This window comes from Parapedomonas caeni (assembly GCF_041060555.1).
In the GTDB taxonomy this organism is placed as follows: domain Bacteria; phylum Pseudomonadota; class Alphaproteobacteria; order Sphingomonadales; family Sphingomonadaceae; genus CAUJIW01.
The window spans coordinates 60,835-79,004 of the sequence record NZ_JBEUDS010000018.1 but is presented as its reverse complement, the minus strand read 5'-3'; the positions used below and the strand labels follow the sequence as shown (position 1 = coordinate 79,004).

Sequence of the window (18,170 nt, the reverse complement as noted above, 5' to 3'; positions counted from 1 at the left end):
AAGGCATGGCCGAACTCAACCAACCCATGATCGAGGAGGAAAATCAGCCCCTACACATCACCGCCAAAGCCGCCTGACGATGGCCCACGGCCACAGCCGAAATTACACCACCTTGACGGACGCGACCGCAATTTTTTTTGGTCGTTCCGAAGAAAGCCGGGACCGCTCGCACGGCCCCGGCCCAAGTGCCGCTATTCGGCAGCGACGGCGTAGATGCCTTCCTCGTCCGCGTCCTGCGGCGCGCTCGCACTGGCCTCGGCGGGCTGCTCCGCTTCCGGCTGCGGGGTCCGCAGCACTGCGGGAAGCCAGCCGGTCCCGGCCAGAAGCTGCTCGGCGGCTTGCGCCATCTCCGGCTTCTTCATGTCCGCGATACAGCGCGCGGCATCCTCCGAAACGCCCTCGGTCACGGCCTCCACGATATGCGCCTTGGTAACGCGGCCAAGGTAGCTGTCCACGGTGGGCGTCCAGTCCTTCGCCACGTCCAGCGCCAGCGCGCTCGCCAGCCGGTCGGCGGTTTGCAGCGTCCGAGGCTTGCGGTCCCACGGCAGCCGCAGGGCGTTGACGGTGCGGGCCGCGCAATGCGCCAGCAACGCCAACCGCTTCTCGTCGTCCAGATTGACGATGAAGCTCCACAGGTCGGCCACGTCGCGCGGCATCCGCTCGGCCCACGCTTCATGCGCCTCGCTAGCCCGCGCCGCCAAGGGAGTGTTCTCGATCCCGTCCGCGTGGCTCCCCAAAGGGGTCACGGTCGGACGGACCTCAAGGCAACCCGCCTCCGCATAGCTGTAGAACAGTTGCGCGGTGAGCGTGTGGGTCAGCGCGATCAACGCCGTATCCGGCTGGTCGGCCAAGGCCACGCGAAGCGCCAGCGTCCGATAGGCGGACAGGTCGCGAGTGAGGCTGTCGGAAATGGGCTTGCCCGGTTCCTCGTCCTCCTCGATCTCCTGCGCGTCCTCGTCGCCGTCCTCCGGCTGCTCGCGCTCCCCGGTCTGCGGGTCGGTGGCATCGCCCTCGGCTTCCTGCTCGGGCTGGGGGTCCGCCAGCGCCTCATCCTCGGCCCGAACGAAACCGCGCTCGATCCGAACGCTGCCGTCATGGTGCAGCACGACGAACGCGCCGCCATGCGCGATCACATTGGCGTCGTAGGCCGAACGCCTCTCGGAAATGGCGTCGATCTCGTCGGACACCGCCTCCAGCTTGGCCGCCACGTCCTCGGGCATTTCGTCATAGGACGAATAGCCTTCGGCAAGCTCGTCATGCTCGGCGGACAGCGCCTCCAACCGCGCCTCGTCCTCGTCGGACAGCGGAACGGTTTGCGGATAGAAGCGCCGCATCCCGTGGGCGTGGGGGTAGTCGATATGAGCCTCGGCCCATTTCCAACCCTCGGCCTCGACCTCACCTGCGACCTCGCGCAGCTTCTCGATGGCGAGCATGTCGAGCAAGCCTGCATCCTCGAAGAACCCGCCCCGGTCCTCGCTGAACAGGTCGCGGAGGATGTTGCCGCCCGCCTCGACATAGGCGTCGGCTCCGACGAACACCGCGCGCCGGTCGGTCGCCGGGACGTTGGCAGCGGTCATGTCGCGCCGGATGATCCACGGTTCGCGGTTGTGATGCAGACCCTCGAAAACCTGTTCCTGCCGAGCATGGTCCTCGGTGATGGCGAAGGCCATAAGCTGATCGAGCGTAAGGCCGTCCTCGCGATAGACCTGCAACAGCTTCGGGGAGACGGCGCCAAGGCGAAGGCGTTGCTTCACCACGCCCGCCGACACGCCGAACCGCGCGCCGATTTCCTCCGCGCCCCAGCCCTTGCCGTCCGCAAGCTCGCGGAACCGCTCGAACTGATCGGCGGGGTGCATCGGGGTCCGGGTCACATTCTCGTCCAGACTGATCTCGGACGGGTCATTGGCGGTATCGAGCCAGCAGCGCACCGGCTCGGATTTCTTGATCTGCTTGCGCTTGGCGCGCAGCAGCATCGCCAGCCTGCGGCCCTCGCCTGCGGTGACGAGGTAATAGCCGGTCGGCGTCCCGTCCTCCTTGGTCTCGGGCTCCACGACAAGGTTCTGGATCAGCCCCTTGTGCTGGATCGAAGCGGCCAGCGCCTCGATAGCGGCCTCCCCATGCGGCACCTTGCGGGCATTGCGCGGGGACTTCTTGAGCTTGGCGAGCGGCACGAAAATCTCGACGCCCGACACAGGCTCGGCGGCTACGGTTTCGGTAACAGCGTTCATCACATTTCTCCTTCAAACCGCACTCACCCCGGAATGGGGTGGGCGGCGAAGGAGCGGACCGGCAGGCCCGCCGGCGGAGCCGGGGCGCACCCGAAGGGCCGGAACGCAGAGGAGGTAAGCGCGGCTTACCGCGCGTTGCGGCCCGGCGCGGCGGGCCTAAAGGGAAGCGTCGCCCACCCCACCGACGGGGAGAGCTACAAACAATGCGATCGGGCCGGCGCAGCCCTGGCCCGATCTCCGCACCTCAGAACAGTTACAATCCGCAGGGGCGGATTGACCGACCGGCGCGCCAGCGCCGCCTCGCCATGCTGATCGTCACCCGGCAGGGCCGAAACCCTTCAGGGGTTCGGTCGAAGCGCAGCGAAGATAGAGCGGCGGTCCCGAAGGGAGGCGCCAACCCATCTTGCAATTTTCACCTTCATCGACTAATATGAAGTCAGTGACTTATGGAGGTGCATATGGCGGTGATGACGATCCGAAACATCGACGATGCGATCAAGAAGCGCCTTCGCGTGCGCGCGGCCGTCAATGGCCGTTCGATGGAAGACGAGGCGCGGGACATCCTGCGCTCGGCGCTCTCCACTGACGATCCTCGCCCTCGCAATCTTGGTCAGGCAATCCACGAACGCTTCGGCCCGCTGGGCGGCGTCGATCTGCCTGACGTGCCGCGCGAAGCGATCCGCGAGCCGGTGGACTTCGGCTGATGATCGTCCTCGACACCAACGTCATTTCCGAGCTGATGCGGCGCGAACCTGACCCGAAGGTCATGGCGTGGATCGCCGAGCAACCGATGGCGGGGGTGTTCACGACGACCTTGACCCAGGCGGAAATCTTCTACGGATTGGCGCTGCTCCCCGAGGGACGCCGCCGCGATGATCTGCTGGCGGCCGCGCGTCCGATGTTCGATGTCGATCTGGCGGGGCGCGTCCTGCCGTTCGATACCGATGCCGCCGCGGCCTATCCCGAGATCGCCGCCGGTCGGAAACACGGTGGCAAACCGATCAGCCAGATCGACGCGCAGATTGCCGCCATCGTGCGCTCGCGCGGCGCGCGGCTGGCGACTCGCAACGTCCGCGATTTCGCCGACTGCGGGATCACGGTCGTCGATCCGTGGGGCGCAGCATGACGCCCGCCGCAGCGCGCCCCTATCTGCGCTACGCCGCCACAGAGGCTTTGCACGCGGCGCGGTCGCGTCGCAGCGTGTCGGGATGGCCCTTCCTCGCAAGCTCCGCCGCCGCACGCCTCGTCGCTGGGCCGAAAGCCCGGATGACTTGCACGACTACACCAATCGCGCCGCGCCGCGCCGGGCTTCGCGCCGGTCGCGCGAAGATGATGGGCCAATCGTCGTCACCGATGACTGGCCGGAGCAAGTTCCGATCGGCGACGCCGAACTGCGCGCGATCGAAGGCCATATGCGGCAAGAGCTGGACAAGCTGTTCGGGCCGCTGCCGTGAAGTGAGGAGTGAAGCGTCATGACCAGCGCCGCCGTGCGACGAAATGAGGATGAGGCGCCAGTCGTGGCGACCGCTCGCGCGGCGCTCTACCTGCGCGTCTCGACGGGTCGGCAGGCCGATAGCGATCTGTCGATTCCCGACCAGCGCCGCCAGATCGAAGGCTACTGCCTGTCGCGCGGCTGGGAGGTCGCCGCGGAGTTCGTCGAGCCGGGCAACACCGCGACCGATGATCGTCGCCCAGCTTTCCAGGCGATGATCGACGCGGCGATGGTGAAGCCGCCGACGTTCAACGTCATTCTCGTCCACAGCTTCTCGCGGTTCTTTCGCGACCAGTTCCAGTTCGAGTTCTACGTTCGCAAGCTGGCGAAGAACGGTGTGCGGCTGATCTCCATCACACAGGATTTGGGCGACGATCCGATGAGCGTGATGATGCGTCAGATCATGACGCTGTTCGATGAGTATCAGTCGAAGGAGAACGGCAAGCACACGTTGCGAGCGATGAAGGAGAACGCCCGACAAGGCTTCTGGAACGGCGCGCGGGCGCCCATCGGTTATCGCGTGGTCGCGGCCGGCGAGCGCGGCGCGAAGATCAAGAAGAAGCTGGAGATCGACCCGATCCAGGCCGAGACGGTGCGGCGCATCTACCGGATGGCATTGAACGGCGTCGATAACAAAGGGCCGATGGGCCTCAAGTCGATCGCGACCTGGCTCAACGAGAACAACATCCGCACCCGCGACGGCGGTCGGTGGGGCTTGGGCGCGGTGCATCAGGTGCTCACCCGCACGACCTATATCGGCCAGCACCGCTTCAACACCCGCGATCACAAGACGAAGACGCCGAAGCCGGAGAGCGAGCACGCCGTCATGGAAGTGCCGGCGATCGTGTCGGAAGCCCAGTTCGAGGCCGTGCAGCGCTCGCTCAAGGCGCGCAGCCCGAAGATGATGGCGCCGATGGCAGTGGGCGGCCCGACGCTGCTCACCGGCATCTGCTTCTGCGCGTGCTGCGGCGGCGCGATGACGCTGCGCACGGGCACCAGCAGTGTCGGGAGGGAGTATCGCTATTACACCTGCTCGACGAAGGCGCGGCAGGGCGCGACCGGCTGCCCCGGCATCACGGTGCCGATGGACCGGCTCAATGAGGCCGTGGTCGATCATCTCGAGGCACGGCTGCTTGATCCTACGCGGCTCGAAGCTCTGATGGATCAGATCCTCGAACGGCGCGACGAGTGGGTGAACCAGCGCCGCGAGCATGTCGCCGATCTTGAACGGCGCGCGACCGAGGCCGAAGCGAAGCTCAAGCGCCTCTATGACGCGATCGAGAACGGCGTGATCGACGTGAACGATCCATCGCTCAAGGATCGCATCACCGAGCTGACCGCGACGCGCGACCAGGCCAAGGGCGATTCCGAACGCGCCTTGGCGCATATCGTAAAGATCGGCCCAGCGATCACGCCGGAAACCCTCCGGGCGTTTGCGGCGGCCCTGCGCAAGAAGCTGCGGAACGGCGATGGGACGTTCGCTCGCGATCAGGTTCGCGCGGTCGCGCAGCGGGTTGAAGTGGTGAGCCGGAAGGAGGTCCGCATCCGTGGACTGCGGAGCGAACTGCTCCGAACCCTAACCGCCGCCTCTGGCGTAGAGGCGGCGGTGCTAGGCGTTCGTGCCTTTGAACCGAAATGGCGCACCCGACACGATTCGAACGTGTGGCCTTTGCCTTCGGAGGGCAACGCTCTATCCAGCTGAGCTACGGGTGCGCGCTCACGGTCGGGCATGGGTTATCAGATCAGCCGGGCAAAGGCCAAGCGGAAAGTGCAGCGGCCAGCACAGTTTGCCGGCCGCACGCCACCTGAGCACCAGGGCCGGCCCCCACCGGGCGCCCTGGCGGTCGCGCGCTTAGTGGTGGTCCTTGTGGGCCTCGGCGGCCGGGGCATCCTTGCCGTCCTTCGTCTTGCCCGCCTTCTCGCCCTTGGGCGGCGGGGTATAGGCCTCGAACGTGCCCAGACCGCAGGTGGCGCCTTCCATGATGCCGCCGCCGGTGTGCAGCACGGTGATCATGTCGACGTTGCAGATACGGCCGATCGACGTCTTGTACTTGAACGCCTTCTCGAAGCCGAGCTGCGGGCACCTGTAGGGCAGCGTGTTCTTCCAGATCTTCCGGTTCTTCATGTGGAACAGGATGGTCTGGTCGTCGAGCACCTGGGTGCGGTCGATCTGGATCAGGTCGAGGCAGTCGACCGTCTTGGGGGCCTCGGCCTTGGGCGCCGGGGCGGCGGCCGGTTCGGCGGCCTGCACCAGGCTGGCGCCCAGCAGCAGCGACGCGGTAGTGGCAAGGATCAGTCTGGTCATGGCGCAACTCCCGTTCTGGTCGCCCCCGGCAGGGCGAGGCGACAGTCTAGCAGCAGCGAGGCTAGGCAGAAGGGGCTGAACCGCGGCTGAATGGCCAGCGCGTCACCGGCGGCTGACCCACCCGCTCAGGCCCCGTACCCGCTCAGGCCAGCACCTTGGCGGTGTAGCCGCACAGATCGGCGATCGGGCAGACGGGGCAGGCCGGCGCGCGGGCCTTGCAGATGTAGCGCCCGTGCAGGATCAGCCAGTGGTGGGCATGGCGGCGGTAGGCCTTGGGCAGCACCTTCTCCAGCGCCAGTTCCACCGCCAGCGGCGTCTTTCCGGGCGCCAGGCCGAGGCGGTTGGCGACGCGGAAGATGTGGGTGTCGACCGCGCAGGTCTCCTCGCCGAACGCGATGTTGAGCACGACGTTGGCGGTCTTGCGCCCCACCCCCGGCAGCGCCTCCAGCGCCGCCCGGTCGCGCGGCACCGCGCCGCCATGCTGGCGCACCAGTATCTCGGACAGCGCGATGACGTTCTTCGCCTTGGTGTTGAACAGGCCGATGGTCTTGATGTGCGCCTTCAGCCCGTCGAGCCCGAGGTCGAGCATCTGCTGCGGCGTCTGCACCTGCGCGAACAGCGCCCGGGTCGCCTTGTTGACACCGGCGTCGGTCGCCTGGGCCGACAGCACCACCGCGACCAGCAGGGTGTAGACGTTGACATACTCCAGCTCGGACCTGGGCTCCGGGTTGGCGGCGGCCAGGCGGGCGAACAGTTCCTCGATGCGCGCACGGCTCAGCGTGGCCGGCTTGGTGGACTGTTTGGCGGACGGCTTGCGGGCCTTGAGCCCGGCGGCCTTCCCGGCGGCGTTCCTGGAGGCGGGCGTTTTGGGCGGTGGGGCCATGCGGGCGATCCCTGCGGGCGGGGTTGTTGTGGGAGGCGCCGGCCCCCTGCGGCACGACAGCACGGCCGGCCGGCCGGCAGCGCGCGCCCTGTTGGCTTGCCGTGGCAACCGGATTAGTCTGCGCGCCATGCACGGTCAAACCCTGTTCCTCAACCTGCGCCTGCGGCCGCACCGCTCGCTCGACGCGCGCCAGTTCCGCTGGCTGATGGTCGGCACGTCGATCATCTGCCTGCTGGCCGGCCTGCGCTTCCTGGCGCTGGGCGCCTGGCCGGTGATGGCCTTCATGGTGCTGGACGTGGCGGTGCTCTACTGGGCGTTTCGCGCCAGTTACCGCGCCGCCGAGCGGTTCGAGGACATCCGCCTCGACGAGGCCGCCTTCACCGTCCACGAGGTGCTGCACACCGGGGCCGCGCGCACCACCAGCTTCCAGGCCGGCTGGCTGAAGGTGCATCTGGAGCAGCTCAACGAGGACGAGAACCGCCTGCTGGTGCGCAGCCACGGCCGCTCGATGACGCTGGGCAGCTTCCTGTCGCCGGCCGAACGGGTGGAGGTGGGCCAGGAGATCGAGGCCGGGCTCGCCCGACGGCTCGACGCCCTGCGCGGCGGCTGAGCCCGGCGGGGCGAAGCAAGGCGGGACCGGTCGCGGCCGGCCGGGTTCAACCCGGCGCGGCGGGCGCCGGAACGGGGCGCGCCTTAAAGATCCAGCACATCCGCCATCGAATAGCGACCGGCGGGCCGGCCGGCCAGCCACAGCGCTGCCGCCACCGCGCCGCGCGCGAAGATCGCCCGCGACTGGGCGAAGTGGCTGAGCTCCAGCCGCTCGTTGTCGGCGGCGAAGATCACCGTATGGTCGCCGGGCACCGAGCCGCCGCGCAGGGTGGCAAAGCCGATGTCGCCGGCGGTGCGGGCGCCGGTGATGCCGTCGCGCACCCGCACCGAGCGGGCCTCAAGGTCGATGCCGCGACCCTCGGCGGCGGCGCGGCCGAGCAGCAACGCGGTGCCCGACGGCGCGTCCACCTTGTGGCGGTGGTGCATTTCCAGCACCTCGATGTCCCAGTCCTCGCCCAGCCGGGCGGCGGCCTGACGCACCAGGCTGGCCAGCAGATTGACGCCGAGGCTCATGTTGGCCGACTGCAGCACCGCCTGGCGCTGGCTGGCGGCATCGATAGCGGCATGGTCGGCGGCTTCCAGCCCGGTGGTGCCCACCACCAGCGGCACGCCGAGCGCCAGATTGGCCGCCAGCGCCCGGGGGCTGGAGAAATCGATCAGCACGTCGCTGACCGCCGCCAGCGCCGCCGCATCGTCGCCCAGCGTCAAGGTGACGCCCGAGGCCATCCCTTGTCCGGTCAGCGGCTGGCCGGTCAGGGGGTGGCCGGGGCGATCGACGCCACCGGCGAGCGCGGCGCGCGGCTCCGCCGTCACCGCCTCGACCAGCGCCTGGCCCATGCGGCCGGCCGCGCCGACGAGACCGATGCGGACCCTGCCGACCCGCGGGGTCCCGTTCTCCGCCGTCCCGACCTGTGCCGTCATGCCCACGCGCTCCCTTCAAAATCCGTCGCGGCCAGTTAAAAGAGCCGTATGGCAAAGTACAGATCGATCGTCATCCTCACCGGCGCCGGCATCTCGGCGGAGTCCGGCGTGCCGACCTTCCGCGGCCCCGACGGCCTGTGGGAGGGCCACCGGGTGGAGGACGTGGCGACGCCGGAGGCGTTCGCCCGCGACCCCGCGCTGGTGCAGCAGTTCTACAACCAGCGCCGCGCCGGGCTGGCCAGGGTCGCGCCCAACCCGGCCCATGTGGCGCTGGCCCGGCTCGACGCGGCGTTCGACGGCGAGCTGCTGATCGTCACGCAGAATGTCGACGATCTGCACGAGCGCGGCGGCGCCCGCCGGCTGCTGCACATGCACGGCGAGCTGAACAAGGCGTGGTGTCTGGCGTGCGACGCGCGCAGCGGCTGGACCGCCGACCTCGACGACGACAGCCGCTGCCCGTCGTGCGGCCGCGCCGGCCACCTGCGGCCGGACATCGTGTGGTTCGGCGAGATGCCCTACGGCATGGAGACCATCGAGGCGGCGCTGGCGCGCTGCGACCTGTTCGTCTCCATCGGCACCTCGGGCAACGTGTACCCCGCCGCCGGCTTCATCTCGACGGTACGCTACCATGGCCGCGCCCACAGCCTGGAGCTCAACCTCGAACCCTCCGGCGGCACCGGCTGGTTCCGCGAGGCCCGCCACGGCCCCGCCAGCCAGCTGGTGCCGGCGTGGGTCGACGAGGTGCTGGACTGACCGGCGCCCCGGACACCATCCGCCCCGGCGGTTGAAACCCGGCCGTCGCCGCGCTAGCCTCGGGCCCATGAGCAGGAAGAAGAAAAACCGGCCGACCCTGGGGACCGACAAGCGGCTGCTGGTGCTGGGCGGGCTGGCGCTTGCCGTCATCATCACCCTGTTCGTGCTCGCCGACCTCAATTACTGACCCCCCCGGCCAGGCCAACGCCCCCATCCCTCCCGATCGCTCTTTCCCTCCCTGCCGCCCGGGGTGGCGCCAGATGCCGTTCGTCCTGAGCTTGTCGAAGGGCGGACGGCGGCCCCTTCTCCGTCATGGCCGGGCGTGTCCCGGCCATCCACGCGAACACCGCCCTCGCCGGACAGCCCGCCGCCGGTGGAACCGCCGCCCGTGGATGCCAGGGAACACGCCCGGACATGACGACTGTTGAATGCGGGGCGACAAGGGTCGGCTGGCGCGACGCGACTCAAGCGCCGTAGGGCTTTTTCAGTACCTCGAAAGCGGCGCGATGATATTTTTGCGATGCCGGCACCAGCGGCGTCTCGAAAACAGGGACGGCCAGCCCCGAGGCAACGATGGCATCCCGCAGCTGCGGTGAAATAAACCGCCTGCCGATCAAGCCCGTTATGCCGAACAGGTGGTCGCTGACCGACGGCACGGTCAGGCAAAGGCGCTGCCAATGCCTGAAAATTTTCCGTTGTCCATCGATGCTCCAGCGAAAGTCCGAGACCGAGCGCTCGATGTCGTAAATGTCGAGGCGGTTCCAGTGGTGCACCCACCAGTAACCCTCCAGGTGCTCGCCCGAACCATCATCCGGCGAACCGTCGTCCGGGCGGGCCGGGATGTGCAACGTCACCGGGAAAAACTCGATCTTGTCGGTGACGAAAGATGACAGCAGGGTCTTGAACGCCTCGGAGACAATGTTGGGCCGGTTCCACCCGCCCCAGAAGTCAAAGGGATAAGAAAATTCATCCATGGTCCGGCTGGATCGCAACCGCACCGGGGGAATGAATTCGTCCGCGATAGCCTCCTCGCCATAATCCCAACTCAACAGTGACAAAAACCGCGTCTCCCGCCCCGGCCACGGCGCCAGGTCGATCGCACGGGGTTCAAAGCTCGCCACATGCGGCCTCAGCTCGTAGAGGAACTCGCCACTGAAATCCTCGGGAAGATCGGCCAGATCGGGTTCATTGGGGGTCGCGTGGGGGATCATATCAGCCACTCGCCGTCAGACAGTGAGGATCAAGGGCCACGAGCCCAAGGATCAAGGACTCAAGACCGGGCCGGACGCGCGCCACCAGCCTGGCCCGCTTCTGCCATGGCATCGTGACGATTGTAAATCGTTTTTTACCTATAACCGGCCGCGACAAAACCGCCCGGCGAAACGCGCGGGCGGTCGTGTCTGCCGTAAGCGGTAAGCCCGAGGGGCTTACTTGCCCAGCTTGAAGCCGCCGAAGCGCTTGTTGAAGCGCGAGATCATGCCGCCATGGTCCATCAGCTTCTGCTGGCCGCCGGTCCAGGCCGGGTGCGACTTGGGGTCGATTTCGAGGATCATGGTGTCGCCTTCCTTGCCCCAGGTCGAGCGGGTCTGGAAGGTGGTGCCATCGGTCATCTTGATGTTGATGACGTGATAGTCGGGGTGCGTGTTCTGCTTCATCGGGCAAGCCTCTGCTGTGGCTGGTTGCCGACCAGCCTGGAAAGAAAGCGCGCTCTTACAGGAGCCGCCGCGTCAACGCAAGAGCCGACGGCGCGCCAGCGGGGGACCGCACCGGACTGACCGCCCACTAATAGCCGCCGTGCGACCATTGGCCCGCGCGGCGGCGCTGCCCGTCATTGTCCGCCCCGCAAAGGACTGGTAAGGCGTGGCCATGCCGAACACGCCCCTGCCCAACACGCCCCTGCCTAACACGCCCGCGCCGAACATGCCCGCCGCCCCGGCCGGCCTTTGCGACCCGGCCGCCGAGGCCACGCCACCGGCCCGGCTGCCACAGCGGCTGGCCCGCCTGCAGTTGCTGTGGCGGTTCGTCCGCCGCTACCCCGGCCACCTCGGCGTGGCCCTGCTGTCCCTGCTCGTGGCGGCGCTGGCGACGCTCGCGGTGCCGCGCGGCTTCGCCTATGTGGTGGACAAGGGTTTCGGCGCCAACGACCCGTCGGCGATCACGCCCCATTTCCTCGGCCTGTTCGGCATCGTCGTCATCCTGGCCCTGGCCACGGCGCTGCGCTTCTACTGCGTCACCTGGATCGGCGAGCGGGTGATCGCCGACATCCGGGCCGCCGTGCACCGCCACCTGCTGACGCTGTCGCCGCAGTTCTTCGAGACCAACCGGCCGTCGGAGATCGCCTCGCGGCTCACCGCCGACACCACCATCATCGAGCAGGTGGTGGGCACCTCGGCCTCGGTGGCGCTGCGCCAGCTGCTGATCGCGGTGGGCGGTCTGGTCTTCCTGTTCGTCACCAGCCCCAAGCACGCGATGATGCTGTTCCTGGTCATCCCGGCGACGGTGGTGCCGATCGTCGTCATGGGCCGCCGGGTGCGCACGCTGGCCCGCTCCAGCCAGGACCGGGTGGCCGAGGTCGGCGCCATGGCCGATGAAGCGCTGGGCGCCATCCGCATCGTCCAGGCCTTCACCCAGGAGGACCGCGAGGCCGGCCGCTTCCAGAGCACGGTCGAGCAGGCCTTCAACGCCGCCCGCAGCCGCTTCACCATGCGCGCCGGCATGACCGCCGCCGTCATCCTGCTGGTGTTCTCGGCCATCACCTACGTGCTGTGGGAAGGCGCGCGCGACGTCATCGCCGGGCGGATTTCCGGCGGCGCCATCACCGCCTTCGTGCTGTGGTCGGCGCTGGTGGCCGGCGCCATCGGCTCGCTGACCGAGGTGTTCGGCGACGTGATGCGCGCCGCCGGCGCCGCCGGCCGGCTGTCGGAACTGCTGTCGGCCGACCCGGTGATCGAGGCGCCGGCTCGCCCGCGCGCCCTGCCGGTGCCGGCCCAGGGTCAGCTGGCGTTCGATCACGTCTCGTTCCACTACCCGTCGAAGCCGGACGCGCCGGCGCTCAACGACTTCTCGCTGACCGTCAATCCCGGCGAGACGGTGGCGGTGGTCGGCCCGTCGGGCGCCGGCAAGTCGACGCTGTTCCAGCTCATCCAGCGCTTCTACGACCCCGACGCCGGCGCCATCCGCATCGACGGCGTGGCGCTGCCGGAGGCCGACCCGCGCGACGTGCGCACCCGCCTCGCCGTGGTGCCGCAGGAGACCGTGATCTTCGCCGCCAGCGCCTACGAGAACATTCTCTACGGCCGGCCGGACGCCAGCGAGGCCGAGGTGTGGGCCGCCGCCGAGGCCGCCAACGCCGCCGACTTCCTGCGCGCCATGCCCGAGGGCATCCACACCTATCTCGGCGATGCCGGCGTCCGCCTGTCGGGCGGCCAGCGCCAGCGGCTGGCGATAGCCCGCGCCATCCTGCGCGACGCGCCGATCCTGCTGCTCGACGAGGCGACCTCGGCGCTCGACGCGGAATCCGAGCGATTGGTGCAGTCGGCGCTGGAGCGGCTGATGGCCGAGCGCACCACGCTGGTGATCGCCCACCGGCTGGCCACCGTGGTGCGGGCCGACCGCATCATCGTCATGGATCAGGGCCGCATCGTCGCCCAGGGCACCCACCAGGAGCTGATCGCCCAGGATGGCCTCTATGCCCGGCTGGCCAGCCTGCAGTTCGACGCGGCGGCGGAAGCCGCCGCCTGAGGCACGCACCGGGGCTGCAAGGCTTCAGGTCAGGGGCGAGGATTCGGGAGCAGGCAGCCTCAGGCGTGGAGAGCCGCCCGCAGGGTATCGCGCAGCGCGCACAGCTCGGCCAGCAATTCCGCCGCCGCCAGTCCGCTTGCCACGGGCACGGGCACGGGTGCCGGCGCGGCGGTGGCCATGGCGAACAGCGAGTCGGGGAAGTCCTCCAGCACCGGCGCCGGCCGAGCGGCGGGCGCGGCCGGTGCTGCCTGTGGTGCCGGAGAAGCAGGCGCCGGAGAAGCGGGTGCCGGCATCACGTCGTGCGGGGTTGCCGCCTCGGGCCGGGCGCCGGCCACCAGTGCCCTGGCGCCACGCTCCTTCAGCAGCTTCTGCACGCCGCGAATGGTGTAGCCGTCGACATAGAGCAGTCGGTGGATGACCCGCAGCAGCTCGATATCCTCGGGGCGATAATAACGGCGATTGCCGCCGCGCTTGAGCGGCTTGACGGCGGGAAATTTGGTTTCCCAGAAGCGCAGCACATGCTGCGGCACGTCGAGGCCGTCGGCGACCTCGCTGATGGTGCGATAGGCGGTGGCGGACTTGCCGTCGCTCATGCGTCCTCACCCCCGGTCTTGGTCAGAGCCACGGGGTTCAGGCGGAAGCCTTGTCACCCTCGTTGATACGATCCCGCATCACCTGGCTGGCCTTGAAGGTCAGCACCCGGCGGGGATCGATGGGGACCTCCTCGCCGGTCTTGGGGTTGCGGCCCATGCGGCCACCCTTCTGGCGCAGCACGAAGCTGCCGAACGACGACAGCTTCACATTATGGCCGGCCACCAGCGTATCGGAGATCAGATCCAGCACCTGCTCGACCAGCATGGCGGATTCGGCCCTCGACAACCCGATCTCCTGGTAAACAGCCTCACTCAGGTCGGCGCGCGTCATCGTGTTCTTGGACATCCCGTCCTCTTTTCTTCTTCGCCACCACGGATGGGGCAAACCTACATGACTGAAAAGAGAATCACAATGTCCACGGGCGCCGCCGCCCGGCCGTTAACCATCTTCACCTTACCAGCGAACCAGCGCGCCACCCCAGGTGAAACCGCCGCCCATCGCCTCCAGCATCAGCAGGTCGCCGGGCTTGATCCGGCCATCCGACACCGCGACGTCGAGCGCCAGCGGGACCGAGGCCGCCGAGGTGTTGGCGTGGCGGTCGACCGTCACCACCACCCTTTCGATGGGCAGGTGCAGCTTCTTGGCGGTGGCTTCCAGAATGCGGCGGTTGGCCTGGTGCGGCACCACCCAGTCGACATCAGACGGGGCGAAACCGGCGAGATCGAGCACTTCCTGCACCACGCTGGCGAGGTTCTCCACCGCGTGACGGAACACCTCGCGCCCCTTCATCCGCACATGACCGATGGTCCGGGTCGAGGAGACCCCGCCATCGACATACAGCATGTCACGGTAGCGGCCATCGGAGTGGATCTTGCTGGCCAGCACGCCGCGATCGGTGCGGATGTCGCCGGCAGCCTCGGCGCGCAGCACGACCGCCCCGGCGCCATCGCCGAACAGCACGCAGGTGGTGCGGTCCTCCCAGTCGAGCAGCCGGCTGAAGGTCTCGGCGCCAATAACCAGAGCGGTTTTCCCATGCCCTGCCCGCAACATCGAATCGGCGACCGTCAGCCCATAGATGAAACCGGAGCACACCGCCTGCACGTCGAAGGCAGCGCCGCGATCGAGGCCGAGCTTGGCCTGCACCTGGGTCGCGGTGGCGGGAAAGGTATCATCCGGCGTCGTGGTGGCGACGATGATCAGGTCGATCTCGCGCGCGTCAACCCCGGCACGGGCCAGGGCCACCCTGGCGGCGGCGGTGGCAAGATCGGAGGTCAGTTCGCCGTCGTCGGCGATATGGCGCTGGCGGATGCCGGTACGCTCGATGATCCACTCGTCGGAGGTATCGATTTCCGCCGCCAGCGCGCCGTTGGTGAGAACCCGCCGCGGCAGGTAGGAACCGCAACCGATCACCCGGGACCTTAACGCCATGCTCATACGTCCTCCGCCGACACGGCGGGCGCACTGCGGAAGTTTCCGAGGTCATGGGCGATCCGCCGGCCGATGTCATCATTGATCAGATCATACGCCAGGCAGATGGCCGCCGCCACGCCCTGGGCGTTGGCACTGCCATGGCTTTTCACCACCAGGCCATTGAGACCAAGGAAAACCGCGCCATTATGGTTATTGGGGTCCAGATGATCGCGCAGCGCACGCAGGCCGGTGCGGGCGATCAGATAGCCGAGCTTGGTCCAGATCGACTGTTCGAACGCGGCCCGCAGCAGCCCGGTGATCAGCTTGGCGGTGCCTTCGGCGGTTTTGAGTGCGATATTACCGGTGAAGCCGTCGGTAACGATGACGTCGACATCCCCCGCACCGATCTTGTCGCCCTCGGTGAAGCCGACGAAGTTCATCGGCAGGTCCACCTCGCGCAGCCGCGTGGCGGCGGCCTTGAGGTCATCGGTGCCCTTCAAGTCCTCGACGCCAACGTTGAGCAACGCCACGGTCGGTTTGTCCAGCCCCAGCACGGCGCGGGCGAACGCTGCACCCATGACCGCGAACTGAACCAGATTCTCGGCCGAGCACTCGGTGTTGGCCCCAAGATCGAGCATCACCGATTCGGAGCGGGCGGTCGGCAGCATGGTGACCAGCGCCGGGCGGTCGATGCCGTCATGGGTGCGCAGCACGAACTTGGCCATCGCCATCAGCGCGCCGGTGTTGCCGGCGGACATGGCGGCCTGGGCTTCGCCATCCTTCACCGCCTGGATCGCCATACCCATCGAGGACGTGCGGCTGCGCCGCAGCGCCTGGCTCGGTTTGTCCGAGCCCAGCACCACGTCGTCGGTATGGACGATGCGGGAACAGGCGGCGAGCTTGGGCAACCGCGCCAGCACAGGCGCGATCTCGGCCTCGCGCCCCATCAGCAGGAACCGCGTCTCGGGGAAGCGGATGCGGGCGAGCTCGGCACCTTCCAGAACGACGGAAGGCCCGTGATCGCCGCCCATGGCATCGAGCGCGATCGTCGGACCTTGCGTCATAGCGGAATAATGCTGTTCGGGCGGCGTCAGGCGGCCGTCTCGACAACCTCGCGACCGTCGTAGTGGCCGCAGGCGCCGCACACATGATGCGGGAGCTTCAGCTCACCGCAGTTCGGGCATTCCTGGTGGCCCACCGGCTTCAGGGCGTGGTGGCTACGGCGCATGTTGCGGCGTGACGGGGACGTTTTTCTCTTAGGTACTGCCATGGTACACCTGAAATATCTTGAGGGCCGGTGTTAGCCGGCCGGTCGCATGAGCGCGCGACAATACTGATTCACTGGCGAGATTCAACCCTCGTCGTTGGCGGATTCGTTCTTTTTCCGCAGGGCGCTGAACGGCGACGACGCCAGCCGGGCCTCCTCCTCGCTCATGATCCGGGTCCGCGCCTGCGCCAGCGCCGCTTCTTCGGCCCGCGGATAGGGATCAACCGCCAGCGCCATCGACTCGGCGACCGCCTCGCCGACATCGATGCGGTCCTCCTCCAGCGGCAGCACGTCGCAGTCGTCCTCCGACAACTCCAGTTCCTCGTGTTCAGGGGTCCAGTCGCGCACGAAGCGCAACCTGAGCGGCTCGTCGATGACCTGCTCGACCGGCACGCCCGAGACCACGCAGGGCTGCGATACCGCCGCCTTGAGCCAGCCGTCGATGACCACCCCCTGTTCCGTCGGCGCCACCGTGACGGTCGCTTCCAGCCGCGGAATCGCCAGATAGCCAAACCGTTCGGCGAGCGCCGCCAGTTCCGACTCAGTGGCGCACAGCGCCAGCTCAAGGCCGTCGCCCGGCAGCCGGCTGAGTTCGATCGGGGCACCAAAGAGGCTCATGCGCCTTCTCCCATCTCCACGGCCAACGCCGGTCCCGCCGCCAGCATGGCCAGGTCCATCCCGTCCAGCACCCTTTCCAGCGCCCGCACCCGACCGGCCAGCCAGTCCAGCGTGTCCGGCGGCAGATCGGCGCCGCGGAACAGGTTGCGCCGCAGGGCGTCGTTGAGCGCGTCCGCCGCGTCCAGTGCCACATCATAGGCCAGCCGGCGACCATTCAGACCGTCCACCATGGCCTTGACCTGCTTGCCAACCGACAGATCCCCCACGCCCATCTCGCGCAGGCTGCTGTCCATGTCGTCAATGAAGCACTCCAGCAGCGAGCGGGTCAGCGGGCCAGCCGTTTCCAGCTGGTCCAGCCGGCGCAGCACCAGCGACAGCACCAGCGCCAGGACGTCGAAGCGGCCGTCTACCGTATCCGGCGCTTGCCCCCGGGTATACCATTGCGGCCGGCGGGCCAGCGCGATCGCCGCTTCATAGAGCCCGCGAGCCGGCCGTTCCGGAGGGGCGATGCCCAGCAATGCCTTCAACCAACGCATGACAAGCGGCTCCCGTCGTCTCTAGGACCCCGCGCGGCTTGCCGAGGCGGTCCGTCGCGGATATGCAGGGCATCACAGTCATCGTCAATGCGACGAGCACGAAGATAAGAGAGATAGCGAAGATGCGGCGCCTGGTCCAAATGCTGGTTCTGTCCACCCTGGCGGTCGGTGCCGTCGGTTGTGGACGGATGCAGGACGTCAAGGGCTACCTTGCCGATGACCAGCTGGTCGCCGCCATCCAGCCCGGTGTCGATAACCGGGACTCGGTGATGAAGACGCTGGGCCGACCGACCATGGAGTCGGAGTTCGACCCCAACACCTGGTATTATGTCTCCCGCCGCACCGAACAGTTCGCCTTCATGTCGCCCAAACCGACCCAGCACCAGGTGCTGATCATCAACTTCAACGATCGCGGCAACGTCACCAAGGTCGAGAAAATGGGCATGGAGCAATTGGCGCACGTCGATCCCAGCAATGACAAGACTCCGACACGCGGCAAGGACGTGTCGATCTGGCAACAGCTGTTCGGCAACATCGGCCGCTTCTCACCGGCCGGCGCGGGTGGCGGCCCGCAGTAACGACAGGCGAAATTTCGGCGAATTAACGTATTGGCAGGGCGGCGCATGGTTGATATAGAGCCCGCCACGCTGATTTCCGGGGTCTGCATCCGCGATGCCAGACCCTGTTCCCCGGTAGCTCAGCGGTAGAGCAACCGGCTGTTAACCGGTTGGTCGCTGGTTCGAATCCGGCCCGGGGAGCCATCTACATGAAGGGGCTGAAACCTCACGGTTTCAGCCCCTTTTTGCATCCCCG

19 protein-coding genes, 2 tRNA genes and 1 pseudogene are annotated in these 18,170 nt (G+C 67.8%); 8 read left to right on the top strand and 14 right to left on the bottom strand.

Features of this window, described 5'->3' with window-relative positions; all coding sequences use genetic code 11:
* Positions 1-191 precede the first annotated feature (191 nt).
* Entirely contained in the window at positions 192-2,228 is a 2,037-nt protein-coding gene (locus ABU113_RS12510; protein WP_454559827.1) for a ParB/RepB/Spo0J family partition protein, read from the bottom strand.
* Positions 2,229-2,686: 458 nt separating this feature from the next.
* On the opposite strand from ABU113_RS12510, the gene ABU113_RS12505 reads away from it, so the two are divergent.
* The 3 genes and pseudogenes from ABU113_RS12505 to ABU113_RS12495 form a co-directional block, all read left to right on the top strand.
* Positions 2,687-2,932 (top strand): FitA-like ribbon-helix-helix domain-containing protein, encoded by a 246-nt coding sequence (locus tag ABU113_RS12505; RefSeq protein ID WP_454559826.1) that lies wholly within the window; start codon positions 2,687-2,689, stop codon positions 2,930-2,932.
* The gene (locus ABU113_RS12500) at positions 2,932-3,354 is read left to right on the top strand and encodes a PIN domain-containing protein (protein WP_454559825.1); all 423 of its coding nucleotides are present in this window, start codon (positions 2,932-2,934) and stop codon (positions 3,352-3,354) included. The genes ABU113_RS12505 and ABU113_RS12500 overlap by 1 nt, the downstream gene beginning before the upstream one ends.
* A 346-nt stretch (positions 3,355-3,700) precedes the next feature.
* Positions 3,701-4,780 (top strand): annotated as a pseudogene (locus ABU113_RS12495) (recombinase family protein); the annotation flags it as partial.
* Between the two features lie 576 nt (positions 4,781-5,356).
* On the opposite strand, the gene ABU113_RS12490 reads toward ABU113_RS12495, so the two are convergent.
* The 3 genes from ABU113_RS12490 to nth all read right to left on the bottom strand — a co-directional run bounded on the left by ABU113_RS12490 (position 5,357) and on the right by nth (position 6,908).
* Positions 5,357-5,433: transfer RNA gene (locus ABU113_RS12490), tRNA-Arg, on the bottom strand.
* 139 nt (positions 5,434-5,572) lie between these two features.
* The gene (locus ABU113_RS12485; RefSeq protein ID WP_454559824.1) at positions 5,573-6,025 is read right to left on the bottom strand and encodes a DUF6491 family protein; all 453 of its coding nucleotides are present in this window, start codon (positions 6,023-6,025) and stop codon (positions 5,573-5,575) included.
* Positions 6,026-6,167: 142 nt separating this feature from the next.
* The gene (nth, locus tag ABU113_RS12480) at positions 6,168-6,908 is read right to left on the bottom strand and encodes an endonuclease III (RefSeq protein ID WP_454559823.1); all 741 of its coding nucleotides are present in this window, start codon (positions 6,906-6,908) and stop codon (positions 6,168-6,170) included.
* 127 nt (positions 6,909-7,035) lie between these two features.
* On the opposite strand from nth, the gene ABU113_RS12475 reads away from it, so the two are divergent.
* A complete protein-coding gene (locus ABU113_RS12475; protein WP_454559822.1) occupies positions 7,036-7,518 on the top strand; it encodes a DUF2244 domain-containing protein in 483 nt (160 codons plus the stop codon).
* Positions 7,519-7,601: 83 nt separating this feature from the next.
* Here the strand turns inward: ABU113_RS12475 and dapB are convergent, their stop codons facing one another.
* A complete protein-coding gene (dapB, locus tag ABU113_RS12470; RefSeq protein ID WP_454559821.1) occupies positions 7,602-8,438 on the bottom strand; it encodes a 4-hydroxy-tetrahydrodipicolinate reductase in 837 nt (278 codons plus the stop codon).
* A 48-nt stretch (positions 8,439-8,486) separates the two neighbouring features.
* Here dapB and ABU113_RS12465 point away from each other — a divergent pair, with 48 nt between their 5' ends.
* Positions 8,487-9,191 (top strand): NAD-dependent deacylase, encoded by a 705-nt coding sequence (locus tag ABU113_RS12465; RefSeq protein ID WP_454559820.1) that lies wholly within the window; start codon positions 8,487-8,489, stop codon positions 9,189-9,191.
* 464 nt (positions 9,192-9,655) lie between these two features.
* Here ABU113_RS12465 and ABU113_RS12460 read toward each other — a convergent pair whose 3' ends face one another.
* Complete coding sequence (locus tag ABU113_RS12460) at positions 9,656-10,402, bottom strand: imm11 family protein (protein ID WP_454559831.1); 747 nt, start codon at positions 10,400-10,402, stop codon at positions 9,656-9,658.
* Between the two features lie 216 nt (positions 10,403-10,618).
* Positions 10,619-10,846 carry a 50S ribosomal protein L31 gene (gene rpmE / locus ABU113_RS12455; protein WP_454559819.1) on the bottom strand — a complete coding sequence of 76 codons (228 nt, stop codon included), beginning with the start codon at positions 10,844-10,846 and terminating at the stop codon, positions 10,619-10,621.
* A gap of 265 nt (positions 10,847-11,111) precedes the next feature.
* Between rpmE and ABU113_RS12450 the strand changes: the two genes are divergently transcribed.
* A complete protein-coding gene (locus ABU113_RS12450; RefSeq protein WP_454559830.1) occupies positions 11,112-12,932 on the top strand; it encodes an ABC transporter transmembrane domain-containing protein in 1,821 nt (606 codons plus the stop codon).
* Between the two features lie 59 nt (positions 12,933-12,991).
* On the opposite strand, the gene ABU113_RS12445 is transcribed toward ABU113_RS12450, so the two are convergent.
* From ABU113_RS12445 to ABU113_RS12415, 7 genes are all read right to left on the bottom strand, one after another.
* The gene (locus ABU113_RS12445) at positions 12,992-13,525 is read right to left on the bottom strand and encodes a MerR family transcriptional regulator (protein ID WP_454559818.1); all 534 of its coding nucleotides are present in this window, start codon (positions 13,523-13,525) and stop codon (positions 12,992-12,994) included.
* A gap of 37 nt (positions 13,526-13,562) precedes the next feature.
* Positions 13,563-13,871 carry an integration host factor subunit alpha gene (locus tag ABU113_RS12440; protein ID WP_454559817.1) on the bottom strand — a complete coding sequence of 103 codons (309 nt, stop codon included), beginning with the start codon at positions 13,869-13,871 and terminating at the stop codon, positions 13,563-13,565.
* 108 nt (positions 13,872-13,979) lie between these two features.
* Positions 13,980-14,954, bottom strand: a complete 975-nt coding sequence (locus ABU113_RS12435) for a beta-ketoacyl-ACP synthase III (protein ID WP_454559816.1) — start codon at positions 14,952-14,954, stop codon at positions 13,980-13,982.
* 2 nt (positions 14,955-14,956) lie between these two features.
* On the bottom strand, positions 14,957-16,000 hold the full coding sequence (plsX, locus tag ABU113_RS12430) for a phosphate acyltransferase PlsX (protein WP_454559815.1): 1,044 nt from the start codon (positions 15,998-16,000) through the stop codon (positions 14,957-14,959).
* A gap of 26 nt (positions 16,001-16,026) precedes the next feature.
* A complete protein-coding gene (rpmF, locus tag ABU113_RS12425; protein ID WP_454559814.1) occupies positions 16,027-16,206 on the bottom strand; it encodes a 50S ribosomal protein L32 in 180 nt (59 codons plus the stop codon).
* Positions 16,207-16,287: 81 nt separating this feature from the next.
* Positions 16,288-16,821, bottom strand: a complete 534-nt coding sequence (locus tag ABU113_RS12420) for a YceD family protein (RefSeq protein ID WP_454559813.1) — start codon at positions 16,819-16,821, stop codon at positions 16,288-16,290.
* Positions 16,818-17,357, bottom strand: coding sequence for a ubiquinol-cytochrome C chaperone family protein (locus ABU113_RS12415; protein ID WP_454559812.1), 540 nt, complete (start codon positions 17,355-17,357; stop codon positions 16,818-16,820). Before ABU113_RS12415 ends, ABU113_RS12420 begins: the two co-directional genes overlap by 4 nt.
* Positions 17,358-17,479: 122 nt before the next feature.
* Between ABU113_RS12415 and ABU113_RS12410 the strand changes: the two genes are divergently transcribed.
* Positions 17,480-17,935 carry an outer membrane protein assembly factor BamE gene (locus tag ABU113_RS12410; protein WP_454559811.1) on the top strand — a complete coding sequence of 152 codons (456 nt, stop codon included), beginning with the start codon at positions 17,480-17,482 and terminating at the stop codon, positions 17,933-17,935.
* A 108-nt stretch (positions 17,936-18,043) separates the two neighbouring features.
* Positions 18,044-18,118: transfer RNA gene (locus ABU113_RS12405), tRNA-Asn, on the top strand.
* Positions 18,119-18,170 lie beyond the last annotated feature (52 nt).

Bases quoted from the DNA above. Each gene is read 5' to 3' on its own strand.
- rpmE (WP_454559819.1), bottom strand. From the start codon at position 10,846: ATGAAGCAGAACACGCACCCCGACTATCACGTCATCAACATCAAGATG.
- ABU113_RS12465 (WP_454559820.1), top strand. From the start codon at position 8,487: ATGGCAAAGTACAGATCGATCGTCATCCTCACCGGCGCCGGCATCTCG.
- ABU113_RS12485 (WP_454559824.1), bottom strand. From the start codon at position 6,025: ATGACCAGACTGATCCTTGCCACTACCGCGTCGCTGCTGCTGGGCGCC.
- plsX (WP_454559815.1), bottom strand. From the start codon at position 16,000: ATGACGCAAGGTCCGACGATCGCGCTCGATGCCATGGGCGGCGATCAC.
- ABU113_RS12450 (WP_454559830.1), top strand. From the start codon at position 11,112: ATGCCCGCCGCCCCGGCCGGCCTTTGCGACCCGGCCGCCGAGGCCACG.
- ABU113_RS12500 (WP_454559825.1), top strand. From the start codon at position 2,932: ATGATCGTCCTCGACACCAACGTCATTTCCGAGCTGATGCGGCGCGAA.
- ABU113_RS12440 (WP_454559817.1), bottom strand. From the start codon at position 13,871: ATGTCCAAGAACACGATGACGCGCGCCGACCTGAGTGAGGCTGTTTAC.
- ABU113_RS12410 (WP_454559811.1), top strand. From the start codon at position 17,480: ATGCGGCGCCTGGTCCAAATGCTGGTTCTGTCCACCCTGGCGGTCGGT.
- ABU113_RS12445 (WP_454559818.1), bottom strand. From the start codon at position 13,525: ATGAGCGACGGCAAGTCCGCCACCGCCTATCGCACCATCAGCGAGGTC.
- dapB (WP_454559821.1), bottom strand. From the start codon at position 8,438: ATGACGGCACAGGTCGGGACGGCGGAGAACGGGACCCCGCGGGTCGGC.
- ABU113_RS12435 (WP_454559816.1), bottom strand. From the start codon at position 14,954: ATGGCGTTAAGGTCCCGGGTGATCGGTTGCGGTTCCTACCTGCCGCGG.
- ABU113_RS12460 (WP_454559831.1), bottom strand. From the start codon at position 10,402: ATGATCCCCCACGCGACCCCCAATGAACCCGATCTGGCCGATCTTCCC.
- ABU113_RS12420 (WP_454559813.1), bottom strand. From the start codon at position 16,821: ATGAGCCTCTTTGGTGCCCCGATCGAACTCAGCCGGCTGCCGGGCGAC.
- rpmF (WP_454559814.1), bottom strand. From the start codon at position 16,206: ATGGCAGTACCTAAGAGAAAAACGTCCCCGTCACGCCGCAACATGCGC.
- ABU113_RS12475 (WP_454559822.1), top strand. From the start codon at position 7,036: ATGCACGGTCAAACCCTGTTCCTCAACCTGCGCCTGCGGCCGCACCGC.
- ABU113_RS12415 (WP_454559812.1), bottom strand. From the start codon at position 17,357: ATGCGTTGGTTGAAGGCATTGCTGGGCATCGCCCCTCCGGAACGGCCG.
- ABU113_RS12505 (WP_454559826.1), top strand. From the start codon at position 2,687: ATGGCGGTGATGACGATCCGAAACATCGACGATGCGATCAAGAAGCGC.
- ABU113_RS12510 (WP_454559827.1), bottom strand. From the start codon at position 2,228: ATGAACGCTGTTACCGAAACCGTAGCCGCCGAGCCTGTGTCGGGCGTC.
- nth (WP_454559823.1), bottom strand. From the start codon at position 6,908: ATGGCCCCACCGCCCAAAACGCCCGCCTCCAGGAACGCCGCCGGGAAG.